The organism is Aeromonas sp. D3 (genome assembly GCF_027705025.1).
In the GTDB taxonomy this organism is placed as follows: Bacteria; Pseudomonadota; Gammaproteobacteria; order Enterobacterales; family Aeromonadaceae; genus Aeromonas; species Aeromonas salmonicida.
The window spans coordinates 134,117-157,981 of sequence record NZ_JAPDBE010000005.1 but is presented as its reverse complement, the minus strand read 5'-3'; the positions used below and the strand labels follow the sequence as shown (position 1 = coordinate 157,981).

General features: G+C 57.8%; 25 protein-coding genes and 1 riboswitch. Of the genes, 13 read left to right on the top strand and 12 right to left on the bottom strand.

Annotated elements, in window-relative coordinates:
* Nucleotides 1–177 precede the first annotated feature (177 nt).
* On the bottom strand, nt 178–510 hold the full coding sequence (locus OKC28_RS05550; RefSeq protein ID WP_270688032.1) for a hypothetical protein: 333 nt from the start codon (nt 508–510) through the stop codon (nt 178–180).
* Nucleotides 511–925: 415 nt separating this feature from the next.
* On the opposite strand from OKC28_RS05550, the gene OKC28_RS05545 reads away from it, so the two are divergent.
* On the top strand, nt 926–1,141 hold the full coding sequence (locus OKC28_RS05545; protein ID WP_270688030.1) for a hypothetical protein: 216 nt from the start codon (nt 926–928) through the stop codon (nt 1,139–1,141).
* Nucleotides 1,142–1,270: 129 nt separating this feature from the next.
* Nucleotides 1,271–2,221 carry a transposase gene (locus OKC28_RS05540; protein ID WP_270688028.1) on the top strand — a complete coding sequence of 317 codons (951 nt, stop codon included), beginning with the start codon at nt 1,271–1,273 and terminating at the stop codon, nt 2,219–2,221.
* 223 nt (nt 2,222–2,444) lie between these two features.
* Here the strand turns inward: OKC28_RS05540 and OKC28_RS05535 are convergent, their stop codons facing one another.
* Together OKC28_RS05535 and OKC28_RS05530 are read right to left on the bottom strand one after the other, a co-directional pair.
* Nucleotides 2,445–2,885 carry a hypothetical protein gene (locus tag OKC28_RS05535; protein ID WP_256684766.1) on the bottom strand — a complete coding sequence of 147 codons (441 nt, stop codon included), beginning with the start codon at nt 2,883–2,885 and terminating at the stop codon, nt 2,445–2,447.
* Nucleotides 2,882–3,412: a DinB family protein gene (locus tag OKC28_RS05530; protein WP_265457508.1), complete on the bottom strand. Its 531-nt coding sequence runs from the start codon at nt 3,410–3,412 to the stop codon at nt 2,882–2,884. The genes OKC28_RS05535 and OKC28_RS05530 overlap by 4 nt, the downstream gene beginning before the upstream one ends.
* A 275-nt stretch (nt 3,413–3,687) precedes the next feature.
* Here OKC28_RS05530 and OKC28_RS05525 point away from each other — a divergent pair, with 275 nt between their 5' ends.
* The 3 genes from OKC28_RS05525 to aqpZ all read left to right on the top strand — a co-directional run bounded on the left by OKC28_RS05525 (nt 3,688) and on the right by aqpZ (nt 6,328).
* A complete protein-coding gene (locus tag OKC28_RS05525) occupies nt 3,688–4,599 on the top strand; it encodes a Gfo/Idh/MocA family protein (RefSeq protein ID WP_270688024.1) in 912 nt (303 codons plus the stop codon).
* A gap of 183 nt (nt 4,600–4,782) precedes the next feature.
* Nucleotides 4,783–5,304 carry a crossover junction endodeoxyribonuclease RuvC gene (ruvC, locus tag OKC28_RS05520; RefSeq protein ID WP_017412842.1) on the top strand — a complete coding sequence of 174 codons (522 nt, stop codon included), beginning with the start codon at nt 4,783–4,785 and terminating at the stop codon, nt 5,302–5,304.
* A 337-nt stretch (nt 5,305–5,641) separates the two neighbouring features.
* Nucleotides 5,642–6,328 carry an aquaporin Z gene (aqpZ, locus tag OKC28_RS05515; protein ID WP_059113043.1) on the top strand — a complete coding sequence of 229 codons (687 nt, stop codon included), beginning with the start codon at nt 5,642–5,644 and terminating at the stop codon, nt 6,326–6,328.
* Between the two features lie 68 nt (nt 6,329–6,396).
* Here aqpZ and OKC28_RS05510 read toward each other — a convergent pair whose 3' ends face one another.
* The 3 genes from OKC28_RS05510 to OKC28_RS05500 form a co-directional block, all read right to left on the bottom strand.
* On the bottom strand, nt 6,397–7,158 hold the full coding sequence (locus tag OKC28_RS05510; protein ID WP_270688036.1) for a lytic transglycosylase domain-containing protein: 762 nt from the start codon (nt 7,156–7,158) through the stop codon (nt 6,397–6,399).
* Between the two features lie 155 nt (nt 7,159–7,313).
* Nucleotides 7,314–8,711, bottom strand: coding sequence for an alpha-amylase family protein (locus OKC28_RS05505; protein WP_270688021.1), 1,398 nt, complete (start codon nt 8,709–8,711; stop codon nt 7,314–7,316).
* 192 nt (nt 8,712–8,903) lie between these two features.
* Nucleotides 8,904–10,067: a M23 family metallopeptidase gene (locus tag OKC28_RS05500; RefSeq protein ID WP_270688019.1), complete on the bottom strand. Its 1,164-nt coding sequence runs from the start codon at nt 10,065–10,067 to the stop codon at nt 8,904–8,906.
* A 473-nt stretch (nt 10,068–10,540) separates the two neighbouring features.
* On the opposite strand from OKC28_RS05500, the gene OKC28_RS05495 reads away from it, so the two are divergent.
* The gene (locus OKC28_RS05495; RefSeq protein ID WP_270688017.1) at nt 10,541–10,981 is read left to right on the top strand and encodes a GNAT family N-acetyltransferase; all 441 of its coding nucleotides are present in this window, start codon (nt 10,541–10,543) and stop codon (nt 10,979–10,981) included.
* A 4-nt stretch (nt 10,982–10,985) separates the two neighbouring features.
* On the opposite strand, the gene OKC28_RS05490 is transcribed toward OKC28_RS05495, so the two are convergent.
* Nucleotides 10,986–11,528 carry a DUF1439 domain-containing protein gene (locus tag OKC28_RS05490; protein WP_005316771.1) on the bottom strand — a complete coding sequence of 181 codons (543 nt, stop codon included), beginning with the start codon at nt 11,526–11,528 and terminating at the stop codon, nt 10,986–10,988.
* Between the two features lie 96 nt (nt 11,529–11,624).
* On the opposite strand from OKC28_RS05490, the gene cls reads away from it, so the two are divergent.
* Both cls and OKC28_RS05480 read left to right on the top strand, forming a co-directional pair.
* On the top strand, nt 11,625–13,106 hold the full coding sequence (gene cls / locus OKC28_RS05485; RefSeq protein ID WP_021138398.1) for a cardiolipin synthase: 1,482 nt from the start codon (nt 11,625–11,627) through the stop codon (nt 13,104–13,106).
* A 95-nt stretch (nt 13,107–13,201) separates the two neighbouring features.
* A complete protein-coding gene (locus OKC28_RS05480; RefSeq protein WP_270688014.1) occupies nt 13,202–14,464 on the top strand; it encodes a DUF945 family protein in 1,263 nt (420 codons plus the stop codon).
* Between the two features lie 69 nt (nt 14,465–14,533).
* Here the strand turns inward: OKC28_RS05480 and purU are convergent, their stop codons facing one another.
* Nucleotides 14,534–15,370, bottom strand: coding sequence for a formyltetrahydrofolate deformylase (gene purU, locus OKC28_RS05475; RefSeq protein WP_059113012.1), 837 nt, complete (start codon nt 15,368–15,370; stop codon nt 14,534–14,536).
* A gap of 209 nt (nt 15,371–15,579) precedes the next feature.
* A riboswitch (FMN riboswitch) is annotated at nt 15,580–15,739 on the top strand.
* 104 nt (nt 15,740–15,843) lie between these two features.
* On the opposite strand from purU, the gene ribB reads away from it, so the two are divergent.
* Complete coding sequence (ribB, locus tag OKC28_RS05470; RefSeq protein ID WP_005316761.1) at nt 15,844–16,497, top strand: 3,4-dihydroxy-2-butanone-4-phosphate synthase; 654 nt, start codon at nt 15,844–15,846, stop codon at nt 16,495–16,497.
* A 225-nt stretch (nt 16,498–16,722) separates the two neighbouring features.
* Complete coding sequence (locus OKC28_RS05465) at nt 16,723–16,965, top strand: Lpp/OprI family alanine-zipper lipoprotein (RefSeq protein ID WP_005334342.1); 243 nt, start codon at nt 16,723–16,725, stop codon at nt 16,963–16,965.
* Nucleotides 16,966–17,108: 143 nt separating this feature from the next.
* On the opposite strand, the gene OKC28_RS05460 is transcribed toward OKC28_RS05465, so the two are convergent.
* Together OKC28_RS05460 and OKC28_RS05455 are read right to left on the bottom strand one after the other, a co-directional pair.
* Complete coding sequence (locus OKC28_RS05460; protein ID WP_270688009.1) at nt 17,109–17,957, bottom strand: tetratricopeptide repeat protein; 849 nt, start codon at nt 17,955–17,957, stop codon at nt 17,109–17,111.
* The gene (locus tag OKC28_RS05455) at nt 17,954–18,676 is read right to left on the bottom strand and encodes a 4'-phosphopantetheinyl transferase family protein (protein ID WP_270688006.1); all 723 of its coding nucleotides are present in this window, start codon (nt 18,674–18,676) and stop codon (nt 17,954–17,956) included. The genes OKC28_RS05460 and OKC28_RS05455 overlap by 4 nt, the downstream gene beginning before the upstream one ends.
* A gap of 298 nt (nt 18,677–18,974) precedes the next feature.
* Here OKC28_RS05455 and OKC28_RS05450 point away from each other — a divergent pair, with 298 nt between their 5' ends.
* From OKC28_RS05450 to OKC28_RS05440, 3 genes are all read left to right on the top strand, one after another.
* Nucleotides 18,975–19,439: a C40 family peptidase gene (locus OKC28_RS05450; protein WP_059113016.1), complete on the top strand. Its 465-nt coding sequence runs from the start codon at nt 18,975–18,977 to the stop codon at nt 19,437–19,439.
* Between the two features lie 150 nt (nt 19,440–19,589).
* Complete coding sequence (gene rlmF, locus OKC28_RS05445) at nt 19,590–20,546, top strand: 23S rRNA (adenine(1618)-N(6))-methyltransferase RlmF (protein WP_270688005.1); 957 nt, start codon at nt 19,590–19,592, stop codon at nt 20,544–20,546.
* Between the two features lie 242 nt (nt 20,547–20,788).
* On the top strand, nt 20,789–21,496 hold the full coding sequence (locus OKC28_RS05440; RefSeq protein WP_021138405.1) for a MaoC family dehydratase: 708 nt from the start codon (nt 20,789–20,791) through the stop codon (nt 21,494–21,496).
* Between the two features lie 136 nt (nt 21,497–21,632).
* Here OKC28_RS05440 and OKC28_RS05435 read toward each other — a convergent pair whose 3' ends face one another.
* Together OKC28_RS05435 and OKC28_RS05430 are read right to left on the bottom strand one after the other, a co-directional pair.
* Entirely contained in the window at nt 21,633–22,631 is a 999-nt protein-coding gene (locus OKC28_RS05435; RefSeq protein ID WP_270688003.1) for a DUF481 domain-containing protein, read from the bottom strand.
* A gap of 30 nt (nt 22,632–22,661) precedes the next feature.
* A complete protein-coding gene (locus OKC28_RS05430; protein WP_270688001.1) occupies nt 22,662–23,579 on the bottom strand; it encodes a L,D-transpeptidase family protein in 918 nt (305 codons plus the stop codon).
* Nucleotides 23,580–23,865 lie beyond the last annotated feature (286 nt).

Genomic DNA, 23,865 nt, shown 5'->3' with positions numbered 1-23,865 from the left:
ATGTTATTCACGCTGGCCAACCTGTTTCGGGCGGACCAAATGATACGTCAGTGGGAGAGATCTCACTAAAAACTGGGAATAACGCCTTAAATGGCGAAGAAACGGTCTAAATAGGCTGATTCGAGGCATTTACGGGAGAAAAAATCGGCTCAAACATGAAGAAATGAAATGACTGAGTCAGCTGAGAAGAATTTCCCCGCTTATTCGCACCTTCCTTAGGTCTTCATGTCTTTTTTCTTTAGACACATAATCATTCTTCATATAGTAGCGAGAGATTTCTTTGAGATCTCTTAACTCTATTTTTGATATCTTATCTGCAGAGGCTAGAGCTTCTGAACGGATACTTTTAATCATTAACTTTCTTAACTCTTCACCATCAGGAACTTTGCCTTTAAATGACTCCATCCTTTTGGTAAAACCAGCTCCAATAATTGGAATTAGACCTGAGTTTTCAATGCAGCTAATAAGCGTTCTTTTGAATTCTGGTTGTTCTACAGAAAAATGTTTCATAAAAACCACATAAGTTGAGTTGATATTTTTTTACTGGACTTTGTGTCTCTCAGTGCCACCCGATGAAAAACACGCTAAATCTGGGACACCCACCTTTCCGGGTGAGGCGTAACGCTACCAAATCTCACGCTACCGCCCGTGGATGACAGCTTCCAATATGCTCCTTTGACCCGCACTGGCAGCAACCCATCGCAGTTCAATAGGTTCTGGATGGCTATGGTAAGTCAAACGAAGCTGGGCCCGCGAGCATAAAACTGATGCAACCATCAGGAAATCATCGTTTTTTGAACTGCGTCATCAAAGCGCTTAAGCGGACGGGATAAAGGCGGGCAAGCAGGCGCGGCTTTGCTATCTTGTTCGGCCTATGGATAAGGGGAGGGGCTGAATGGCCGGCTCCCTTGCACAGGAGCAATGAATGGCGGTGAAAGCGAGATCCAGAAGAGAGAAGATGGGCAGCGGGCTGGGGCTGCTGCTCGGGATCCTTATTTTCAATCTGATTGCCTACCAGTTTGTTGAGACAAAAGCGTTCTCCGAGACCAACCGGATGATAGGGGCCATTGTCAGCGCCCTGCTCTGCTCCGGGCTGGGGGCCAGAGTGGGTAAATGGCTGGATCGCAGAGAGCAATCTTAGCGGGATTTCCCGAGTCACCCTGCAAACGGCTGTCACCTGGCCATGGGGCAGAAAATCTGGGACACCCACCTTTTTGACAGCGGCGTAGTGCTGTTCTTGACTTGAGAAGTCACAGTCGAGGGATGTGCCATGACCATTGCCCGTTCACGTCAAATCAGTTTGCAGGATACGCCTTACTACCACGTGGTCAGCCGCTGCGTGCGGCGAGCCTTCCTGTGTGGGGAGGATGCACATTCTGGCCAGAGTTACGCACATCGGCGTCAGTGGGTGGTCGATAAGCTAGGGCAACTGTCGCGGCTATTTGCCATCGGTGTTTGTGCCTATACGGTGATGAACAATCACTATCATCTGGTGCTCAAGGTGGAGTCCGATACCGCTGCCAGCTGGAGCGATCGGGAGGTAGCCGAACGCTGGGCGGCCCTTTTCCAGTGGCCGCTGCTGGTGCGACGCTGGTATCAGGGGGAGACGCTGATCGAGCCTGAACTGGCTGTCGTACAGCAATTGCTTGCCCAATGGCGAGAGCGGCTTTATTCCATCAGCTGGTTTATTCGGCTACTCAATGAAAATCTGGCCCGTCAGGCCAATCAGGAAGATGGTTGCAAAGGCCATTTCTGGGAGGGGCGTTTCAAGAGTCAGGCTTTGCTCACCGAGTCAGCATTGTTGGCTTGCATGGCGTATGTTGACCTCAATCCGATACGGGCGGCGCTGACCGACCGGCCAGAACAAAGCGACTACACCAGCATCAAACAGCGTCTTGACGAGCCCGCCACTCCCGATGTTCTGCCACCACTTTTGCTGCCGTTTGCCAGCCAGGGGAAGCCTGAAGGATTGCCCTATGCCTTCACTGACTACCTGATGCTGGTAGATTGGACCGGTCGTGCTATTCGGCCCGACAAGCGGGGTCATATTCCGGCCCGCCTTGCCCCCATCCTGGCGCGGTTGGGTCTTGATGGCCCCCGTTGGTTGAAACAGGTGATGCTGTTTAGGCGACAAGGGATCAGAGTGGTGGGGGACAGGGATCATTGCAAGCAGTTCGCCCACCACTGTGGCCAGCGGCGATGCCATCAACCACGGTTATGATTGATTTGCACCTCTCCTGCCGATAGCGCCGGGTATTGCACACAGTTCAGTGGATGGCTGTGCAGGGGCAGCTGCTTTCTAAACCTCCAAAAGTCTCTCCCGAGCCGACTTTTGCTGGTGCCATCTCGAATGTATTCACCCTTTTTATTTCAGCAGAAGCCTGATAGCGGTTTGCTCCAAAAGGTGGGTGTCCAAATTGGAGGAGCTTCCAAATTGGAGGAGCTTATTGCCACACTTCCTGCCCCTTGCCATTGAGCAGGGTGTGAAACAGATAGTGATCGTCCCGATCGTAATAGACGGTAATGGTATGGCGCTGGGTGTAGTCCGCCGCAACGCCAGCCACCGTCATCGGTATCAGGATCAGCTCCCCCAGCCCCATTGTCACGGCGCTCGCCGTGGCCTGGCCATTGCCGTCAGCACGCTTGTGGATCTTGCCAAGCACGGTAAAGCGATCGCAGCCCTGCACATTATCCTCGGCCAGAAAGGCGGCCTGCTGGCAAAGCTGGGGATCGCCCAGTTCGGCGCGAATGGTCGCGCGCGTCTCCCCCTGTGCCAGGGTGTTGCGAAAGCGCCCCGAGTAGTGATCGATGGCAGCGGCACATCCGCCCAGCAGCAATGGCAGCACGAGCAGTAACGGGCGAGAGAAGCGCATGGATCGGTTCATAAGGGCAGGACTCTGTTTGAGTCATCTTCACCGCGCCGCTCGGGTTCGCTGCGATGCAAAAAGGTGGTCAGGGTATCCCGTGGCGGCGTGATGCCGCACTGCACCAGAATGCGCCCGATTGCCCCTCTGTGATAGCCGCCGTGGGTCACCAGATGCAGCAGCATCTCCTCGCGGCTCATCTGCCCCCTGTCGCCATCGACAAAGCGAAACGAGAGCGGGGTTGCACCCTTTTGCGGGCTCAGGGTCGCGACGTAATCCACCAGCCAGTTATCCAGTGCCGTGACCGAGCTGCGCAGCGCCGCCAGGGTCGGCGTCTCCGGGGTATTGGTGGCACTGAAGCCGTGAGACTCCCCCAGCAGATTGGCCTTGAAGATGGCATCGACCACATGGATATGGTTGAAGATCCGAAGGCAGGTGTGGTGGTCTTCGGCATATTGCTGCGAGTCCAGCGTGGCGATCGCATCCAGCAGCTCGCCATCGGCCCAACGCTTGTAGTGAAAGAGGGATTGCAGCGTCTTGTTGCTCATCAGTTCCTTGCCCCTATGTCTCCTGAAAGTGGGGCATGTTAGCCAAAATGGGTGCAATACGAAACCCGTTTTGCTGGCGATAAATATCAGCCCACCTTGTCTCTTGGCAGGGGAGGGAGTAAAGCCACTCCCGCCTGCTCCTCACCCTTGCGAAGGGGAAGGCTGAGAGGGATGAGGCAGCACAGGTTGCGGCAAGGCTGGATCTGCGGGGGAAATCCTGAGATGGTGCGGGCAACTTAGCCGGTTATCCCGTTATCGAGTGAAAAGGAGTCGAGATGCGCATTGCCTTGATTGGCCTCGGCGATATTGCCCAGAAGGCCTATCTGCCGCTGCTGGCCAGCGACGAGCGAGTCACCCCGCTGCTCTGCACCCGCAATCCGGCGGTGCTGGGCAAGCTGGCCCGCCAGTACCGGATCCCCGAGTGCTTTACCGATGTGGATGCGCTGCTAGGGAGTCGCCCGGATGCCGTGATGATCCACGCCGCCACCGCCGTGCATGGCAAGCTGGCCCAGCAGTGCCTGCGTGCCGGCATCCCCACCTTTGTCGACAAGCCGCTCTGCTTTCATTTCGCCGAGGTGGAGGCGCTCGCCAACCTCGCCATGGCGCAGGACTGCCCGCTGTTTGTCGGCTTCAACCGCCGCTATCTGCCCGCCATGCGCGCCGCCCGTACAGATAATCAGCCGCTCACCGAACTTAACTGGCAAAAGCACAGACACGCCTTGCCGGGGCTGCCGCGCCAGTTCCTGTTCGACGACTTTATCCATGTGCTCGACAGCCTCTGCTTCTATGGCGGCGCTCCGAGGGGAGATCTGCATGCTGTATTGAGACGCAGCAGTCAACAGCCCGAGCTGCTGGCCGGGGTGAGCGTGGCCTGGCAAAGCGGGCAGACGGCGGTGAGCGGCAGCATGAACCGTAGCGCCGGCATCACGGAGGAGCGTGTCGATGCTTACGGCGACAACCTCTCCCTGCACCTGGAAAACTGCACCCGGGGCACGATTGCCCGAGACAAAATCGTGCAGACCCTGACACCGGACGACTGGCAGCCGGTACTGGCCCAGCGGGGCTTCGTGGCTATGCTCGATCACTGGTATCGGCAGATCGAGGCAGGCAAGGCCGATGGGGCACTCATCGAGAGCTATCTGCACGGCCATCGACTGGCCGAGCGGCTGGTGGCGCTGGCGGACTGATCCTTCTCCTGCGCCTGCCGCGCCTGATTTTGCGGGCCCTCACGGGTGAAGGAACAGGCCGACCACTGTACAAAATGACGGATCCCTGCGCAGTCAGCCGGCGAGGGCGCCGCCGCGCGAGCCAAGCGGACGCTTGTTTGCTATCTTGGCGCCCATGAACTGCCTTCAGAGCAACAGAGTGTCATGAGCATTATTTTGGGCATAGACCCGGGTTCCCGGATCACAGGATACGGCGTTATCCGCATAGTCGCAGGCAAGGCGGAATACCTGGGCTCCGGCTGCATTCGCACCGACCTGGGCGAGCTGCCGTCGCGCCTCAAGCAGGTGTATGACGGGGTGAGCGAGATCATCACCCAGTTCAAGCCCGACGAGTTCGCCATAGAGCGGGTCTTCATGGCCCGCAACGCCGATTCGGCCTTGAAGCTGGGTCAGGCCAGGGGCAGTGCCATAGTCGCGGCGGTCAACGCCCTGCTGCCGGTCAGCGAATACTCGGCGACCCAGATCAAGCAGGCTGTGGTGGGTACGGGTGGGGCGGCCAAGGAGCAGGTACAGCACATGGTGACCCATCTGCTCAAGCTGTCGGCCACGCCCCAGGCGGATGCGGCGGATGCGCTGGGGGTGGCGATCTGCCACTTCCATACCCGCCAGAGCCTGATCAAAATGGCGGGGCGGGCCACCAGTTCGGTGCGCGGCCGCTATCGCTGAATCCTGGCTGTGTCTGAGGACCTGTGTGAGAGGAGGGCGCCCGTGCGCCCTCCTCGTTTATCCGCGCCATTTATCCACTCGCGTGCTGACTTGTTGTCAAAAGAGTCAGCAAGGTCACAAGTTGTCGCATGGCATGAATGAGCTCCGTCTGGTGCAGTTTGCATCTTGACGGAAATCTCCCCAATTAATCAATAACTTGTGATTCTCATCACATTTCAGGAATAAGGCAGGCCCACTTCGCCTTGTTATTTCACACTCCCATAATGTGTCGCCCGTTGAATAACGGCGACCTCATGAGCTCTGGCTCATGTTCCATCCATCATTGGGAGATATAAATGTGAAACCTTTTGCAGCTGAGTTTATGGGCACCTTCTGGCTGGTGTTGGGGGGCTGTGGCAGTGCCGTCTTGGCCGCCGCCTTCCCGAACGTGGGGATTGGCCTGCTGGGCGTGGCGCTGGCATTTGGTCTGACTGTGCTGACCATGGCCTATGCCATCGGCCACATTTCAGGTTGTCACCTGAACCCGGCCGTGACACTGGGGTTGTGGGCCGGTGGCCGCTTCCCGGCATCCGGCGTGTTGTCTTACATAGTCGCTCAGGTATTGGGCGGGATTGCTGCCGCGGCCGTGCTCTATGTGATTGCCAGTGGTCAGGCCGGCTTTGATGTGAGTGCCGGTTTTGCCTCCAACGGCTATGGCGAACACTCACCGGGCGGTTACAGCCTGCTGGCGGCCTTGGTGTGTGAAGTGGTTATGACCGGCTTCTTCCTGTTCGTCATCATGGGTGCCACCGACAGCCGTGCACCGGCCGGTTTTGCCCCCATTGCCATCGGTTTGTGCCTGACGCTTGTCCACCTCATCAGCATTCCGGTGACCAATACCTCGGTCAACCCGGCGCGCAGCACAGGGGTTGCCCTGTTTGTGGGGGATTGGGCCGTCAGCCAGCTGTGGCTGTTCTGGGTTGCACCGATCGTCGGTGCCATTCTGGGTGCGTTGGCCTATCGCGTGATTGCAACGAAAGCGTGATCCGTGACGAATAAAGTGTGGTATCGACACGCCCCCGGGCGTGTTTTTTCGTTTCAGGGGGGAGGCATTCAAAGACCCCGAGCGCTCAGCATCTCCTTGTAGCGCAGGTGCAGCAGTTGCACCCGTTCCACATAGGCGCGGGTCTCGGCGTAAGGGGGGATACCCCCATGCTTTTGTACCGCACCGGCCCCGGCGTTGTAGGCCGCGGTCGCCAGCGCTATGTTGCCGCCATATTGCTTGAGCAGACCTGCCAGGTATTTCACCCCGCCAAAGATATTCTGCTCCGCCATCAGGGCATCACCGACCCCCAGCTCACGGGCCGTGGCGGGCATCAGCTGGGTCAATCCCATGGCCCCCTTGCGGGAGATGGCTTGCGGGTTGAAGGCAGACTCTGCGTGGATCAGCGCCCGTATGAGTGCGGGCTCGACCTGATAGGCCTTGGCCGCCGCCTGTATGGTGCTGGCATAGTCATAGAGAAAGAGACCCGTGGTGTGCCAGTTGACCGTTGAGGCCGGGTTGCAGGCGTAGCAGTCGTTGAACAGCAGCAACTCATAGTGACCCTGATCCGGCATCATGTCGGAATAGCGCACCACGCCATTTTTTTGCACCGATTTGTAAACCTGGATCTGGCGAGTGCCGGATGGCTGCGTGATTTTTGCAGGCGCTGGGGCCGGTGCAGAAACAGGGGAGGGTGACACGCCGGGGGCAGGCGCCGCCTTGGGAATGTGAAGGGGGGCCTGGGTCTCGGCGGTCAGGATCACCACCTCCGCCGGCGGTGGCGTCCGGCTCCAGCCGGGCGGGGAAAACAGCGGGATCAGCCCCATCAACATCCATGCTTTCAACGGCTTGCTCCTTCAGCCTGATTGGCATTGTGAGTAAAGCATCCTGATGGTGGCAGAACAAGCCGCCGATGAGCGCCGAGTTGAAATAGGCAGAGTAAACAAGCGGGGCCGCGCAGTGGCGGCCCCTGGCAGGGCGATACTCCTTATTCTTGCAGCCAGAGTCGGGCGCTGCGGGCGGGAATGGCGACCCGTACCCACTGACTCTGCACATTGATGACGGCGTTTTGATCGAGCACATCCCGGTAGTTGCGATACCAGTTCATCTCGAATTTGGCGGTATCGAGCCAGTACTCCTGCTCGTACTCGCACTTGTTGACACCGACCAGCCCCTGCTTGCCCCGTTTGAACAGCACGAAACAGTCGCCGCTGCCGACCAGTTGCATGGGCTGGCCCTGCAGCGCGTTATGGAAGCGGATCATGCCTTTGAGATCCGCGCGCTGGTAATAATCCTGCCAGCGCAGCCCATCCTTGGCCTGGGTCTCGCCGTGATCGGAATAGACTAGCGGCGAGCCACCATCGCGACCGAGCAGGTAGGCATAGGCCAGCTTCTCGTCGGTCTGGTTCAGGATCTGGTAGCGAAAGCCATCGTTGGTGGGAATGTCGTGGGTGATGGCGAAGGTGACGGCGCGGCTGCCAGGCAGGGCCTGACCGTAGGCACCGGGGTCGGCCAGCAGGCTCATGCTGCCGCCATAACCGAGCGCCCCGCGCAGGGAGGCAAACAGCGGAAAGTCATAGGCCCCCTGACCGCTGTTGTCGAGATAGGGTTTGAGGAAGCGCTCGTAATCCGTGCTGCCGGCGCCCCCCGTGGTGATCACCTCGCCAAAGACGTGCATGCCCTGTTTTATCTCGGGGGTGAACACGGCATTGATCTGGTAATCGCTCATGTGCTTGACCGCATCGACCCGAAAGCCCTTGATCCCCATCCCCTTGAGCGCCTTGAGATAGGCCTGCTGCTGGCTCACTACCCAGTTGTTGGGATCAAGATCCGGCAGCCCCTTGTCACCGGCGCCGCCACACAGGCGCCAGTACTGGACGTGGCCCGGATCGCTCCAGTCGGTGATGCAGCCTTCGGGGTGAAAATCCGATCCGGCCAGCAAGTTCTGGCCCAGATCGCCAAACAGCTTCTGGCGTTCGAAGTAGGTGGGGTTGGCCGCATACTGACCGAGCAGTTCGCTGCCGGGGTAGTTGAGATCGCTGCGCTTCCAGCTCTCGTTGGCCATGTGGTTGAGCACAATATCGGCATAGACGGCTATGCCTCTTGCCTGCATGGCGGCGATCAGCTGCTCGAGATCCTGCTTGTTGCCAAGGGGGGTATCGATGAGGCGCAGATCCTGCGGTTGATAGCGTGCCCACCACTCGTTGCCCGATGATTTGAGGGGGGGCGAGATGAGCACCTGCTTGTAGCCGGCGGCCTTGATGAGATCGGCCTTGGCGGTGACTTCGCTGTATTGCCAGTTGAAGGCGTGCAGTATGACGTCGGCGTGTGCCAGAGGGGCGATCAGCATGCCTGCGATCACCCAGATTCCCGCTGTTTTTTTCATTATTGTCTGTCCTTGTTTGGGTGCCCATGTGGGCACCCAGAGCCTCACACCGGCCCTTCGGGCCGGCAATCTCCTTTTGACTGTTTTGTGAGCGTTTTCAAAGCGGACTGTGCAGATCTGTGACGACTTGCATAAAACCGCCTGGCCCCGTCATTACTGACTTTCCCATCACTGCAGCGGTTGGCTGGCAACTCAGTCGAGGCCGTTGTTGTAGAGCGGCTGCCAGGCACAGAAACGCTGGCCGTTGCGGCTGTTCTGCAGCCAGAAGCGGTTGCAGTTGTCGTCGTAGTTGTTGGCGCCGACGTTGACGGCATAGCTGCTCAGGCGTTGCCCCTGCAGGGACTGGAACACCCCGTTGTAGAGCAGGGAGAAGTGCAGGTGCGGACCCGTGGAGGAACCGCCCTCGCACAGGGCCTCGTTGCGGTTGCTGGCATAGGTGCCTATGGGGGTATCCGCCGCCACATAGTCGCCGCTGCGCACCGAGATGCCGCTCATGTGGTAGTAGTTGGTGGCCCAGCCGTTGGGGGCCGTGATCCGCACCTGGCAGCGGGAGAAGACGGTGACTGTGCCGCTGTTGGCGGCGGTGACCGTGTAGGTGGCACCGCCCCAGCCCGGCCAGTCGTAGGAGACGTCGATGGAGGAGTAGGGGTAGCCCGAACCGGTATGGGAGTGGGCGCCGTTCACCTTCCAGCTGTAGCCCTGGCGCCAGGGCAGCTGGAACTGGCCACCGGCCAGCCGGGCCGAGGGAACCGCAGCAGGGGCCTTGGGCGACGTCATGGCTTCCTTGCCAAACAGGGTCTGCCACTGCTCGCTCAACTCTTGCTGGTCGTGGGGAGTGAGCAGACTGCCCAGGGCGGCCTGATGCGCCGCCAGCGGGGGGAGGGCAGGGACGCTGCGCTGGCTCAGCCGCAACTGGGCTTTGGCCTGGTAGAAGCGCTCGGAGAGCTGGCGAGCAATCTGTTCGAGCTGGTTATCGAATCCCCTGGCCTTGACCAGCTTGGCGAAGGGGGCCGCCATGGCTTGCTTGGAGGGGGCCGATATGAGCTGGCTGTTTGCTTCCATCAAGGCCAGCAGCAGCTGGGGGTTGAGGCTGGTAATGCCGCTCCAGTGCAGGATCACCTCCTCCTTGGGCAGCAGGTGAGGCGCCTGTTGCAGCAAAAAGTCGTGCAGATCGAACGCCATGGCTGCCTCGCCAAACACGAAGTGGGCCTCGTCCAGTGGCACAGTGATGCCGCCGCTGGCGTTGAGCTGCTGCTGGGTGAAGTGATAGGGAGCAATCGGGATGTGGATGTCGCCGGCCCAGCTGGCGGTGGGCAGTAGTGCCAGCATCAGCAGGGAGGGGGTGGGTTTGAACATGGTATCTCCTTGGCAAAGTGGTGAGGTGACAGCGTGGGGGTTGTCCCACTCAGGCAACGACAGCGCTATGCTATGCCAAGGCTTCACCATAGGGTGAAACACCAAGATTGCTATTCGATTGAGGCTTTTTATGGCTGGGTGTAACTCATTAGGCTTGTTAATAAATGTTTACGAAGTGATTTTTATATTTTAAATCATGGGCTTACGTTCGATTAAATAGTCCCTTGCCGTAAAATTAATCGCCGCGAGCAAGCCGTGCCCACATTGGGATACCGTGGTAGCATTGCCTGTGATTTATGCGGTCAGCAGTGTGTTGAAAAGTGTACAAACAGGCGCGGTTACTGGCTTTTTTGTTACTAAAAGGCGTGATATCTTGCTGACTTGTCTGGTCGGATCTCTTTCCGGGCAGCCACTGACATTTGAAGACTGGCCGAGCGGCCAAGGATGGAACGGGTGTGATAAGCAAGCGGGCGATGGAACTCACGTTCGAAGAGTACTGTGATGCGGATCTTTCCCTGATCAGGGACTACTACGAAACGACTTTCTCCCATTACGTGCCGGATTTGGCTGAGCGTATCTTCGTGGTGCGCGATGCGCACTGGCTGGTGGGCGCCGTACGCCTGCGCGACGAGCAGGATTACTACCACCTGTGCGGTTTTCGGTTGCTGCCCCACTATCACTCACTGGGGCTCGGCTCCCGTTTGCTGCAACATGCCTGCAGTGATCTGGTGGACAAGCCAGTGGTGTGTCAGGCATTGCCATTCGAGAAGCCGTTTTACCTCAAGGCCGGTTTTGCTGACCTTCCCCTGCATGAGCTCGATGGCCCCCTCTTTTCTCTCTATGACCAGCAGCGCGAACAGGGTTACCAGATCGAGCTGCTGGTCCGTCAGGCCAACACTCCCGTCTACAACTGACGACTCACTGCGGCTTGGTCAGCAGGTGGATCTTGCCCGGTGACAACTCAAGCCCCAGCAGATTCTCTTTCAGCCAGGCCTGGTTCGGGTCCTTGTCGTTCAGCCGATAGACGGGCTGTGTCTCCAGCCGTTTCTCCATGCTTTGCAACAGCATGCCCAGCATGAAGCCGAACTTCTGCTGCGCCGCTTCCGGTTCCAGCTTGTACTCAATCAACTTGATGTTGTCGAGGAAGAGGGCGCTCTGAGCCTTGTCATAGCGTGGTCTGGCCTCGTAGGTCATGTTCAGACGCGCATCGTATTCGGTCTGATCCGGCAGGGCGATCCTCAGTTTTCCCTTGCCATAGACACGGGCGGTATCCGGGCTCTGACGCCCGATCTGGACGTCGCTCTGCTCGAGCTGTACGTGGGCCTTGATGATGCCGGGTAATTCCAGCTGTTTGTTCACTTGTACCTGGGATTGCAGGTACTGATTTATTTGTTGCTCATTGATGTCATATGAGCCTTGACCTAGCATGGCCAGACTGAGCAGCATAGATTGCAGGATCATGCTAACGACCTGATAGAATGGATGTGTTTCACAGCATACCATCCTGGCCCCGTGGGGTCTGCCCACTGCATTTACCCTGATGTAAAAGGAGTCCTCTTGATCAACGGTTTGGAGTACGACATCCAGCTGCTGTTTTCCCAGTTTCTTGGTTGGCTGCTGCTGCTATTTCACACCGTGATCGTGGCAGGGATCTCCTTGCGGGTGGTGATGAAGCGGCGCCCTATTGGAGTCTCGCTTGCCTGGCTGGCGCTCATCTATGCCATCCCGTTTGCCGGGGTCGGCTTCTATGTGCTGTTTGGCGAGATCCGGCTCGGTCGCCGCCGTGCAGAACGGGCCAAGGCTATGTACCGCCCCTACGCTATCTGGATCCGGCAGCTGGCTAGGCTCTTTCCCCAGCACTGCTGCGAGGTGGGCAGCAAGGCCCAGCCATTGCACGATCTGATCCAGGGGCGGCTGGCCATGCCCATGCTCTCCGGCAACCGCATGACCCTGCTGAGCCAACCCGAATCGATACTGCGCGAGATAGCGCGCGACATCCGCCAATCCTCCCAGTCCTGCTATCTGGAGTACTACATCTGGCACCCGGGCGGCGATACCGACGATGTGTGCGACGCCTTGATGGAAGTGGCGGCGCGCGGCGTGGATTGTCGTCTGCTGCTCGATTCCATGGGCAGCAAGACGTTTTTCCGCTCGCACTGGCCCAAAAAGCTGCGCAAGGCCGGGGTCAAACTGGTGGAGGTGCTGCCGGTCGGTGCCTGGCGCATCCCGTTCCAGCGCCAGGATCTGCGCATGCACCGCAAGCTGGTGGTGATCGATGACAGGGTGGGTTACACCGGCTCCATGAACATGGTGGATCCCCGCTTCTTCAAGCAGAACGCCGGGGTAGGCCAGTGGGTCGATATCATGATCAGGGTGCAGGGGCCCGTGGTGCCGCTGATGTGGTCCATCTTCGTCTGGGATTGGGAGATGGAGACCGGCGAGCGGTTGCTCGACAGCCTGCAGCATGATCCGGAAGCCTGGCCCCAGAGCAACTACCGGGCCCAGCTGATCCCGTCCGGCCCCTTCGTTGGCGGTGACTGCATCCAGCAGAGCCTGTTGCTGGCCATCTACCAGGCCCGTCACCACCTGGTGCTGACCACCCCCTATTTCGTGCCGGACGATCCTCTGGCGGCGGCGCTCTCCTCGGCGGCGGCGCGAGGGGTGCAGGTGCAGCTGGTGTTGCCCGCGCGCAATGACTCCATCATGGCCAACCATGCCTGCAATGCCTTCATGGAGGAGCTGCTGGAGGCCGGGGTTGAAGTCTATCGCTACGATGCCGGACTGCTCCACACCAAGAGCGTGCTGGTGGATGACGACTTCGCACTGGTGGGCACGGTAAACCTGGACAGACGCAGCCTCTGGCTCAACTTCGAGGTGACCCTGCTCATCGACAACCCGCTGTTTGTCGCCGAGATGACCCATCTGGTACAGGGTTATATGACGGAGGCGACACCCATGTCCCTGGCCAAGTGGCGCGATCGCCCCAGGTACAAGAAGGTAATGGAGAACATCTTCTATCTGTTCAGTCCCTTGCTGTGACATTACATAATTGCGGTCGATGCTGAATTGGACTTGCCTAGCCCCGATATCGCCCCGTAGAGTGCGGCAATGAGCCTTTGGAGAATCATATAAAAATGCAGAAGCGAGTAACGCTGGCCGTGTGTGCGGCCTTGGTAGTGGGTGGGCTGGGTGCCTGCTGGTACACGGGCAATACGTTTGACCGCATCATGGACGAGCAGATCGCCAAGGTGAAGCAGGAGAGCGGCGTCGAGCTGAGCTGGGTGCCTGGCGCCAGCAACCTGTTTACCCGTGACGGCATCTTGAAGGTAGTGATCACACCGCAAACTCTGGCCAGCCTGGACGGTCAGCTGGAAGGGAGCGAGCCGGTCGAGGCGCAGTTCATCGTCAACAGTCGCATTCTGCCGCTCTATATCAAGAGCAACATGCTGCTCGACACCAAGCAGGGAACGCTGGCCACTGTGTTCAGCGCCCTCAAGCTGGAGCAGTGGCAGTTTGGCATAGAGTCGGTCAGCAGCCTCTGGACCATGAGCAACAGCAGCCGCTTCTGGGCCAACGAGTTCAAGGTCAAGCAGGGGCTCGACGAGTTCAGTTTCCTGCCGATGACGGGCGACTACCGCGGCGATATGGATGGCAACGGTCACGTTACCTTCCACTGGCAGGGCATGACACTGCATGAAGAGCAGAGCAAGATGGACATGGTGCTGGCCGAGCTCAAGGGCAGCGCCGACATGGCCGAGATCAGCGGGATCTGGCTCTCTCCCCGTAGCGACATGACCCTCTCTGCGCTGTCGGTGCAACTGCCAGACAGCGTCAAGGTGTCACTGCAGGGGCTGACCACGGAAACCCAACTGGAAGGCGATGATGCCCAGACCCTCTCCAGCAGCTATCAGATGAAGGTGGAGACTCTCAATCTGGAGAACGAGACCGATAATCTGGCGCTGACCCAGAGCAAGCTGGCCCTGAATCTGAAAGGGCTGGATCTGGAAGGTTATCAGGCACTGCAAGCCTCCAGCGGGCAAGGGGTGGAAGATGAAGCCATCCAGCAAGCCCTGGACAAGCTGCTCAAGCGCGGTGCGACCCTGGAGCTGGTGGACTTGAGCGCCCAGCTCAACGGTGAGCCTGTTTCCATGAAGGGGGACGTCAAGCTGGCATCCACTTCTCTGGAACAGCTGTTCCAGAGCGAACAGGGAATGCATGCCCTCTCCGGCCTGATGCATGCCAATCTCAGTGACAAACTGGGCAAGGCGGTGCCGCAGCTGGCTCCCATGCTGGAACAGTTCGCCGCCATGGGCTATCTCAAGGCGGACAAGGCCCGGCTGACCGCCGAGCTGAAGCTCGACAAGGGTGCCATGACCATCAATGGCCTGCCGCTGTAAGTCAGTGCCAGAAACAACAAAGGCTCCCTCGGGAGCCTTTGTTGTTTCTGGCGTGGCGCCAAAGGTGGGTTACTTGAACACCACCGTCTTGTTGCCGTAGACGAACACCCGTTCGTTGAGCACCAGCTCCAGCGCGCGGCTCAGCACGGATTTCTCCACGTCACGACCGGCTTTGGCCATGTCATCGGCACTGAAGGCGTGACCGACATGGATCACGTCCTGCTCGACGATGGGACCTTCATCCAGATCGTCGGTGACGAAGTGGGCGGTGGCGCCAATCAGCTTGACTCCGCGATCGAAGGCCTGACGGTAGGGACGGGCACCGATGAAGGCGGGCAGGAAGGAGTGGTGGATATTGAGGATCTTGCGCGGATAGGCTTCGACGAAGCTCGGGGTCAGCACTCGCATGTACTTGGCCAGGATCACATAGTCGGGCTGGTAGCCGTCTATGATGGCACGTACCTGCTCCTCGTGTTCGGTGCGGCTCAGGTCCTCATGGCTGACGGTGTGGAACGGAATGTCGAACTTGCCCGTCAATTCGGCGAGCGTATCGTAGTTGCCGATCACCGCCACTATGTCCATGTCCAGCGCACCGGCATAGTTCTTCATCAATATGTCGCCGAGGCAGTGGGTCTCCTTGGTCACCAGGATGACGATGCGCTTCTTGCCCGCCTTGACCAGGCGGCGCTGGGCGCCGGCGGGCAGGGCATCATCCAGATCCGCCAGCAGGGTCTCGTCGTTGAAACGCCCCTCCAGCTCGGTGCGCATGAAGAAGCGGCCGTTTTCATGATCCACGAACTCGTCGTTCTTGTTGATGTTGAGCTGGTGCTTGTAGCAGATGTTGGTGATCTTGGCGATGAGGCCCTTGGCGTCCGGACAGTCCGTCAGCAGTATTTTCTTTTCCATCTCTGTCATGATTCCGTTTGTGGTGTTGGCGCCTGAGTCTGCGCAGGCAGCGCGTTTTTTCAGGCACTATGCCATAAACAAAATCAGAAAAGACAGCGCGCCGTGCGTCCTTGGGTCAAGTCGTTGTCTGCGGGCGCTGGTCGGTTCCGTATTCATCTTTGATGGGTTTTGGGCTGGTATCCTGCGTTTTTTTTCTTTAGGCTGTCTGCGCTTATTCTCAGGGCGGGGTGCAATTCCCCACCGGCGGTATCCCGATCTGACTCGGGGAGCCCGCGAGCGCCCGACTTTGGTTTCACACCTGAGTCGGGGTCAGCAGATCCGGTGAGATGCCGGAGCCGACGGTCATAGTCCGGATGAAAGAGGATAAGACAGATATTGCAGGCATGCCCCCGTTGGGCCGGCCGCTGCATACCTATCTCTGTCTGCCTTTCCATGCCCTGATTCTGGTCCTTGTCTTATTTAGGAGTCTTACCATGAATCAGTCTCTACTCAGTGAATTTGGTGATCCCCTTGCCCGCGTCGAAGCGGCGCTCGCGGCCTTGCGCGCCGGTCGCGGCGTTTTGGTGGCCGACGATGAAGATCGGGAGAACGAAGGGGATCTCATTTTCGCCGCACAAACCATGACCAATGAACAGATGGCCATGATGATCCGCGAGTGTTCTGGCATCGTTTGCCTCTGTCTGACCGATGAGCGCGTTCGCCAGCTGGCGTTGCCCATGATGGTGGAGGCAAACTCCAGCCACTATCAGACCGCTTTCACCGTCACCATAGAGGCGGCGCAAGGGGTCACTACCGGGGTTTCTGCGGCCGATCGCATCACGACCATTCGCGCGGCCATCGCCGATGGTGCCAAACCGTCCGACCTGCATCGCCCAGGCCATGTCTTCCCGTTGCGGGCACGTACCGGTGGTGTGCTGACGCGCCGCGGCCATACCGAAGCCACAGTCGATCTGATGCAGCTTGCCGGCCTCAAACCGTTCGGGGTTTTGTGTGAGCTGACCAAAGAAGATGGCTCCATGGCTCGTCTGCCAGACCTGGTTGCCTTCGGCCGCCTGCATCAGATGCCGGTACTGACCATCGAAGACCTGGTGCAGTATCGACAATTGCTGTCAGAACGTTCTGCCTGAGCCTCATACGAAATTGTAATAAGTACAAAATTTGGTTACGCTCTGTGCGAACCTCATCCAGAGGCACTCGTTTTTGCTTAAAGTTTGCACATAAAGTGTGCGACTAAAAAAAAATGAGGGTTTTAATGCATTTATCTGTGATGAGGCCTATCCAAAGTATGATTCTTTTGTGCCATAATCACGCCGCTTGCTAAACGTCTGGCGAGTTAAAGGGAGCTTTTAAAAATGAAAAAATTGTTGTTGGTAGGTGTTGTTGGTCTGTCCGCTCTGCTGGGCGGTTGTGCAAACACCAGCGAACTGGAAACCTCCGTTCAGAATCTGTCTAACAAAGTTGACCAACTGGCTCAAGATGTTAGCGCAGTTCGTGCTGATCAATCCAAGATTGCTGCTGATGTTGCAGAAGCCAAGCAAGAAGCTATGCGTGCTAACCAGCGCATCGACAACATGGCTACTTCCTACAAGAAGTAATCCATGCGAAAAAATGGCGCATTCATGCGCCATTTTTTTTTGCCTGAAATTCGTCAATTCCCCGCTTTTCTTCCATATGCTCTCGCCTTGTCAGAGCAATGCCGATCTCTCGGCATCACCCTCACTTTTTATCCCTTCATTACTCAGTAGAGCAGGCTGTATAGCTTGCGACGGTAACTCTGCGCGGCCGGATGGGCGCCCATGGTGGTCAGAATGTCCAGATAGGTCCTCTTGGCATCGCCAAAGGCCAGATCGCGTTTGAGAATGGTGAACAGTAGCGCCAGTGCTTCCTCCTGACGGCCCGCCTGGCTGTATTGCACCGCCAGCTCCTGGGTCAGGGCGAAATTGTCCGGCTCCTGCTCGTAACGGGCTTCCAGCGCACGCAGCTCAGGGCTGTCTGCGGCTTGCAGCGCCAGCGCCAGACGAGAACTGAGGGTCTGGTAGTGGTCATCCTGCGCAGCCATGGGGATCTTGCCGAGCAGCTCCTGGGCTTCATCCAGCAGGTTGATATCCAGCGTCGCCTGAATGAGCCACAGGCTGATGTCGTGGCGATCTGGCACCAGCTGGTGGGCCTTGGTGAGATGGGCATAGGCCACATCTGCCTGACCGTCTGCCAGTGCCTGCTGTCCCTTCTCGAACAGCAGCTCCTCTTCCTTGGGAGCGAAGGCGGCAAAGTAGTGGCGCAAGGTAGCTTCATCCTGCGGCCCTTCCAAAATGGCTTGTTCATCCGGGCGCCCCTGATGGAACAGTACCAGAGCGGGCAGGGCACGCAGGCCGAGCTGGCTGGCCAATGGCTGCAACTGCGGATCGTTCATGTCGACCTTGGCCAGGGTTACCTGGGGATTGTCCGGGCCAACCAGTGACTCCACCAGCGGGGTCATGCCATGACATTCCGGCATCTGGGGTGCGTGAAAATAGATGACGACCGGCTTTTTCATGGAAGCATCGATCAGTGCGGCTTGAAAATTCTGGGGATTGATGTCGACGATCATGAGGCTGACTCTTGGAAAATGGTGTGAGTTAACATGGGGTTGATAGCGGTGGATTTCAAGTTTTCATCCAGCAGGTAACCGTTGACGGCCAGGGTCGGGGCGGCGAGGCTGAGCCAGCCGCCGCCAATAGGCCAATCCTGCACCCGGTATTCGTGCTCATCGAGCCGGTTATCGAGGCGCCATCCCTCTTGCGGCACAAAGCAAACCTTGTCGAGCCCGGCGGCAATGCCGCCGCCATGGGCCTTCAGTACCGCCTCCTTGCGTGACCAGAACCGATAGAAGGCGCCGTCCTGCTCTTCTGCCGGCAGGGCGGCGAGCCACTCATACTCGCTGGTGGCATAGAAGCGTCTGGCCAGTGGCAACGTCTGCCGGCGGCGCCTGCCCATCTCTATGTCTACTCCGAGCGGTCCTGTGGCACACAGTGCGATAACCAGCCAGTCGCCGCTGTGGCTCTGGTTGAACTGCCAGCGCGGGTTACTCAGCGCCGGCTTGCCGTGGAGATGGGTACAAAAAAGCAGTTCGCTGGTCTGACATTGAAGGCGAGCGGCCAGCAAGCACCTTAGCAGTGACCGACTGACCAGAAATTCCTGGCGCCGATCCGGATGTTGGATCTCCTGCCACTGTTGCAGCTCTGTTGGTGAAAGCGTTTCTGGCAGCATGGCCAACTGAGTTGCGCTGACCCGAGCGGGTTTTAACAAATAGAGATCCACAGAGATCATGATTTTTCACTTTAAAAGAGGACTGAAACAGCGATAAAAGTCAGTTTGATCGAGTCTGCATGGGCGCTTTCGAGATTGTATATTGTTTGGCCATGATCACATTAATCATGAAAAATAATGCATTTCCTTGCGAAAATGTGATGTCGATAGGGATTTTCGCTTGCCTCGATAGAATTCTTGGATATAGTCGGGTGCTGTTGCCTTATAAATTGCCCTTCCGGGCCGTATTTTAACAAGTTTTACTCATTGCGGGGATAAAGGATTGCGCCACCTGATACTACTACTGGTCGCGCTCGGAATGGTGGGTTGTGCATCTGCACCCCAGCCCGAGGTTGCGAGCAAGATTGAAGTTTCCATGATGGAACCCGTGATTGAACCGGAAGCTTCGCAAACCCCAGATGTGAATGAAATCCTGACAGTGTTCCAAGAGTGGCGCGGTACCCCTTATCGCTTTGGCGGTACCAGTGAACGCGGCATAGATTGTTCCGCTTTTGCCCGTGAAGTGTTCCGCAATGCCGTCGGCATCGAATTACCCCGTGATACCCGCTCCCAAGTCCATGAAGGCACTCGCGTTTCCAAACAAGACCTGGTCGAAGGTGATCTGGTTTTCTTCAAGATAAATCGTCGTCTCAATCATGTAGGCATCTATGTGGGCAATGGTGAATTCATCCATGCCTCGACCCGTGCTGGTGTGACGCGCTCCAAGCTGGACAATTCCTACTGGCGCAGCCGATTCTGGCAAGCACGCCGGATCGATATCTGAGTCAGGCTGGACAAACGGCTCGCAGTACGGACTGTTTTTCCAACCTCACTTGAACCGGGCTCCTGAAGCCCGGTTTTTTGTGGCTGCGATTTAGACTTTCTGGGGCCAAATCACTATAGTGTGGGCCCGTTTTCCCTCGGCAGGCCCAGCATGAAGACCCACTCCGACCGCAAATCCGGATTGCACCCACGCAATCGCCATCAGGCTCCCTATGATTTTGATGCGCTCTGCCTGCGTACCCCCGAGCTTCGGCCCTTGGTATTCGTCAACGAGCACGGTACCCAGACCCTGGATTTTGCCGATCCTGCCGCCGTCAAGGCGCTGAACAAGGCCTTGCTGGCACTGCACTACGGCATTGCGCACTGGGATCTGCCGGCGGGTTATCTCTGCCCGCCCATTCCGGGACGGGTGGATTATCTGCATCGGGTGGCGGATCTGCTCGCCGAGAGTGCGGGCTGCGTCCCGACCGGCAAGGGCGTGCGGGTACTGGATATAGGGGTGGGGGCGAACTGCATCTACCCGCTGCTGGGAGCTCGCGAGTATGGCTGGCGTTTTGTTGGGTCCGATATCGACCCCGTGTCCGTCAAGGCGGCGGCTCTGCTGGCCAAAAGCAACGGTCTGGGCGGGCAGATAGAGTGCCGCCATCAGGGCAATGCCAAACACGTCTTTCGCGGCATCATAAGCTCGCAGGAGCGCTTCGCCCTGACCCTGTGCAACCCGCCGTTCCATGGATCGCTCGATGAGGCCAGCAAGGGCAGTGAGCGCAAGCTGCGCAATCTTGGTAAAACCGTGCAGGGGCAGCCAGTGCTCAACTTCGGCGGCCAGAAGGCCGAGCTCTGGTGTGAAGGGGGAGAAGCCGGGTTTCTTGCCACCATGATCGTCCAGAGCAAGGAGTTTGCTGCCCAGTGCCTCTGGTTCAGCTCGCTGGTGTCGAAGAAGGAGAACCTGCCGGCGGCGAAGAAGGCGCTGGCCCAGGCCGGGGCCCGTCAGGTGCGGGTGATCGACATGGCGCAAGGCAACAAGGTGAGCCGGATCCTCGCCTGGTCTTTCCTGGATGAGGTCGCCTGTGGGCAATGGTGGCAACCCGCGCCTCGTGGCGATGTTTGACGGGGGAGGGGCTGCCTCCTGTCGGTATCCCCCTCTTTATATCTGTACTCATGGTGGCAAGCACCTGCCATGATAATCGTTTTTCTCCTTGTTCCATCAGGCTTGCCGTACTTGTGTTAGTGACCACTTCTTTGCTTGGTACAGCTGTACGCTGAGATTTTTTTGCACTTGCAGTTGAAACTTTCATAAAATAGGACTGGTTAGACCTCTTTACAGGCTTTGAATTGAATAGGGATCGGTAGATGAAGGTTGTCGATTTTCTGAAGCGCAAGCGCGAAATCCTGGCGCAGCACCCCTTTGAGCTCAAGGATTGGCTCTCTCCGGCGATCCGTGACTACTGGCGTGAGTTTCAGCAAAAGGCACACCTCCACCCTCTGTTGGGTCGTGTGCTGGACCTGCAAGCTGACAGCCAGTCAGTACGGCAAGTGCAGACCGCCAATGGTCAGCCAGTGCAGACTGACGAGACTGCGGTTGAACTGAGTGGTGAGGCGGCTGCCCTGTTTGCTGCTCTGCAGCCGAGCATTGGTGAAGAGACCCATGTGGGAGAGTGGTTGCTGGTCAGTCAGCAGATGATCAATGAGTTTGCCGCCGTGACCGGCGACAACCAGTGGATCCACACAAACCCGGAGCGTGCTGCTGCTGAGTCACCGTTCAAGACCACCATAGCCCACGGGTTTCTGACCCTGGCGCTGTTGCCACGTCTGACGGGCAGTATCAATGAAGCGACACCCGAGTTTCCGGCTGCCCGCATGGTGGTGAACTTTGGTCTGGATCAGGTGCGTTTTCCGTATCCAATCAAGGTGGATAGCAACATCCGCGCACGTACCAAGCTGCTGAGGGTGACACCGATAAAGGGCGGTCTTGAGCTGCTCAAGGAGATCAAGGTCGAGATTGAGGGCATTCGTCGTCCCGGCTGTGTCATTGAATCCGTCACCCGGATCTACTTCTGATGTCGTGACGGTTGTCACCGCCGTGGCGTAAATTGTGTTGAAATAAAACAGGCTCACCTCGGTGAGCCTGTTTTATTTCTGGCGTTGTGCCACCTGTCTGTGGCTCATCCACTCGTCGAATGGTTTGCCCTGATGACTAGAAGCTGGCCCCCAGGCTGATGAGGTGGCGCCACTCCTTGCCCGCCAGTTGTTGGTGAGTACCCAGGTAGTCCAACCAGACATCATCCCAGTCCAACTCGCTCGACCAGGAGAGTCGCAAGTGATCGTTGAAGTAGTAACGTAGCCCCAGGCTTCCTTGCATGGATTGCTTCTGGGTCACATAAGGAGAGGGCTGGGCCAGGTAGCGCTTGTAGCCCCCCTTGCTGAACAGCTCTATGTTCTCCGACCACAAGGAGACAGGCTGGCGGTAGTCCCAGCCCAAGTTGAGGAGAGGGTAGTTGATGATCCTTTCATCAAAGATGTTTACAATGCCGGGCTCATCGAAGACTGCAGGTCTGAGGTAGGAGCGTTCCAGACCGACCTGGGTGATGAGTTCAAGGCGGCGTTTCTTGTCGTTCCAGAACCTGTAACCCGGGCCAGAGGCATAGCTCAACTTCAGGTAGTCTGGGTCAAGCATCTGGTATTGATAGTCGACGGTGGAGCGTACAAACCAGTTCTGGTCGAAGAAGAAGTCCAGCATGGGTTTGAGCCGGTACTCATGGCTGTTGGTGACGTTGTTGGCGGTTTCGTAGATGTACTCCCCATCCAGGCTGTATCGCCAGTCGAGATTGGCAACCTCGGTTGTGGCCTTCAGGTTGACGTTGTTGGTTTTCTTCTCGCTGTGCTTCAGCTTCACGTTCAGATCGCTGCTGCCGGTCCAGAGCCAGGCGTGTTCGTCATCCGGAGTGAGCGCAAGCAAGGTGATGCCAGTTTTTACCGTCGGTTTTGGTTTGTCCTGCTTGTCGAGGCGCCAGCGTTTCACCGCTTCGCGCTTGACCGTGACCGGTGAGCTGTAGGGCAGCGCTATGCGCACCTGTTCATCCGTGATCTCCTCTATGGTGCCGGTCAGCCGATCGCCGTTTTGCATCCAGAGGATATCGGCCAGCACCATCGGGCTGAGCAACAGGGAGAGTAAGAACCAGAAGTGGTATCTCATGGAAAGTCCTTCATGAACACAGGGTTGCCGTTAGCCGCTGACGGGGCGTGGAATGCCGTTCTTATTGTTCAGCACGGTAGCGACCTTGTTGCCGTCGATCTCGGACACTGCGATAAAGGCCTCTACCTCGGGTGAGAGGATCAGGGGGGCGCCATGCGCCAGTTCCTGTTCGGTGCGGGAGAGGGGGGAGTGAACTTCCAGCCAATGACTGCCATCGGGTTCGATGGCGGTCTTGACCGGCTGATTGATCACGCGCACTGTCGTGCCGACAGGCACCAGTTTGAACAGTGCCTCTATATCATCAGGACGCAAGCGAATGCAGCCTGCACTGACTCGCAGCCCGACACCAAACTCCTTGTTGGTACCGTGAATGAGGTAATCCCGCTTGCCATAACCGAGGCGCATGGCGAATTTGCCGAGGGGGTTGTCCGGACCCGGCGGCACGACGGCAGGCAGGGAGATCCCCTTTTGCTCCAGCCAGGATTTGCGCACCATGGGGCCGGGCACCCAGGTCGGGTTGGGGTTCTTGGCGATCACTGTCGTGGTCATTTCAGGGGTTTCCCGCCCTATGTCGCCAATCCCGATGGGCAGCACTATCACCTCATTTTTCCCCTTGGGAAAATAGTAGAGGCGCAGTTCTGGCAGGTTGATGACTATGCCCTCCCGGGGCACATCCGGCAGCAGCATCTGGGTCGGCAGGGTCAGGCGTGTGCCAGGTTTGGGTAAATAGGGGTCAACCCCGGGATTTGCCTCGAGCAGTGCCAAAAAACCAATCTGGGTGTGCTTGCCGATAAGCTCAAGGTGTTCATCTGGCTGGACTATGTAGTCCTCCAGTTCACCGATCAGGCGGCTGCCAGCCGGTGGCAAGGGATAGGTTGTAGCCCAGCTTGGCGCTGTCCAGAGGCTGGCTGCCACCAGCAGCAGTGAGACGATTCGAGCATTGAACATGGTACTTCCTATCAGATCGCGTGAAGGCGGGTCACTACCCACCCAGAAAAAAGAAGTGAAATTGTTAACCAATCCACTCGTGATTACCAGCCTGTCCCGCAAGGGGTACAGAGGAGTCTGCTCTGGATAAGTCACTATTTTGAGGAATTTTCGCACTTTATTATGACAGTGCCGGATAATGCGACGAATGGGGTCATGTGCAGGGCAGGGTGGTGAACAAGCCGGTATCTGTCATAGCCTGTGTCTGGCGACTTGGGCGCCAGTAAGGTACCAGGAGCCTTGGATC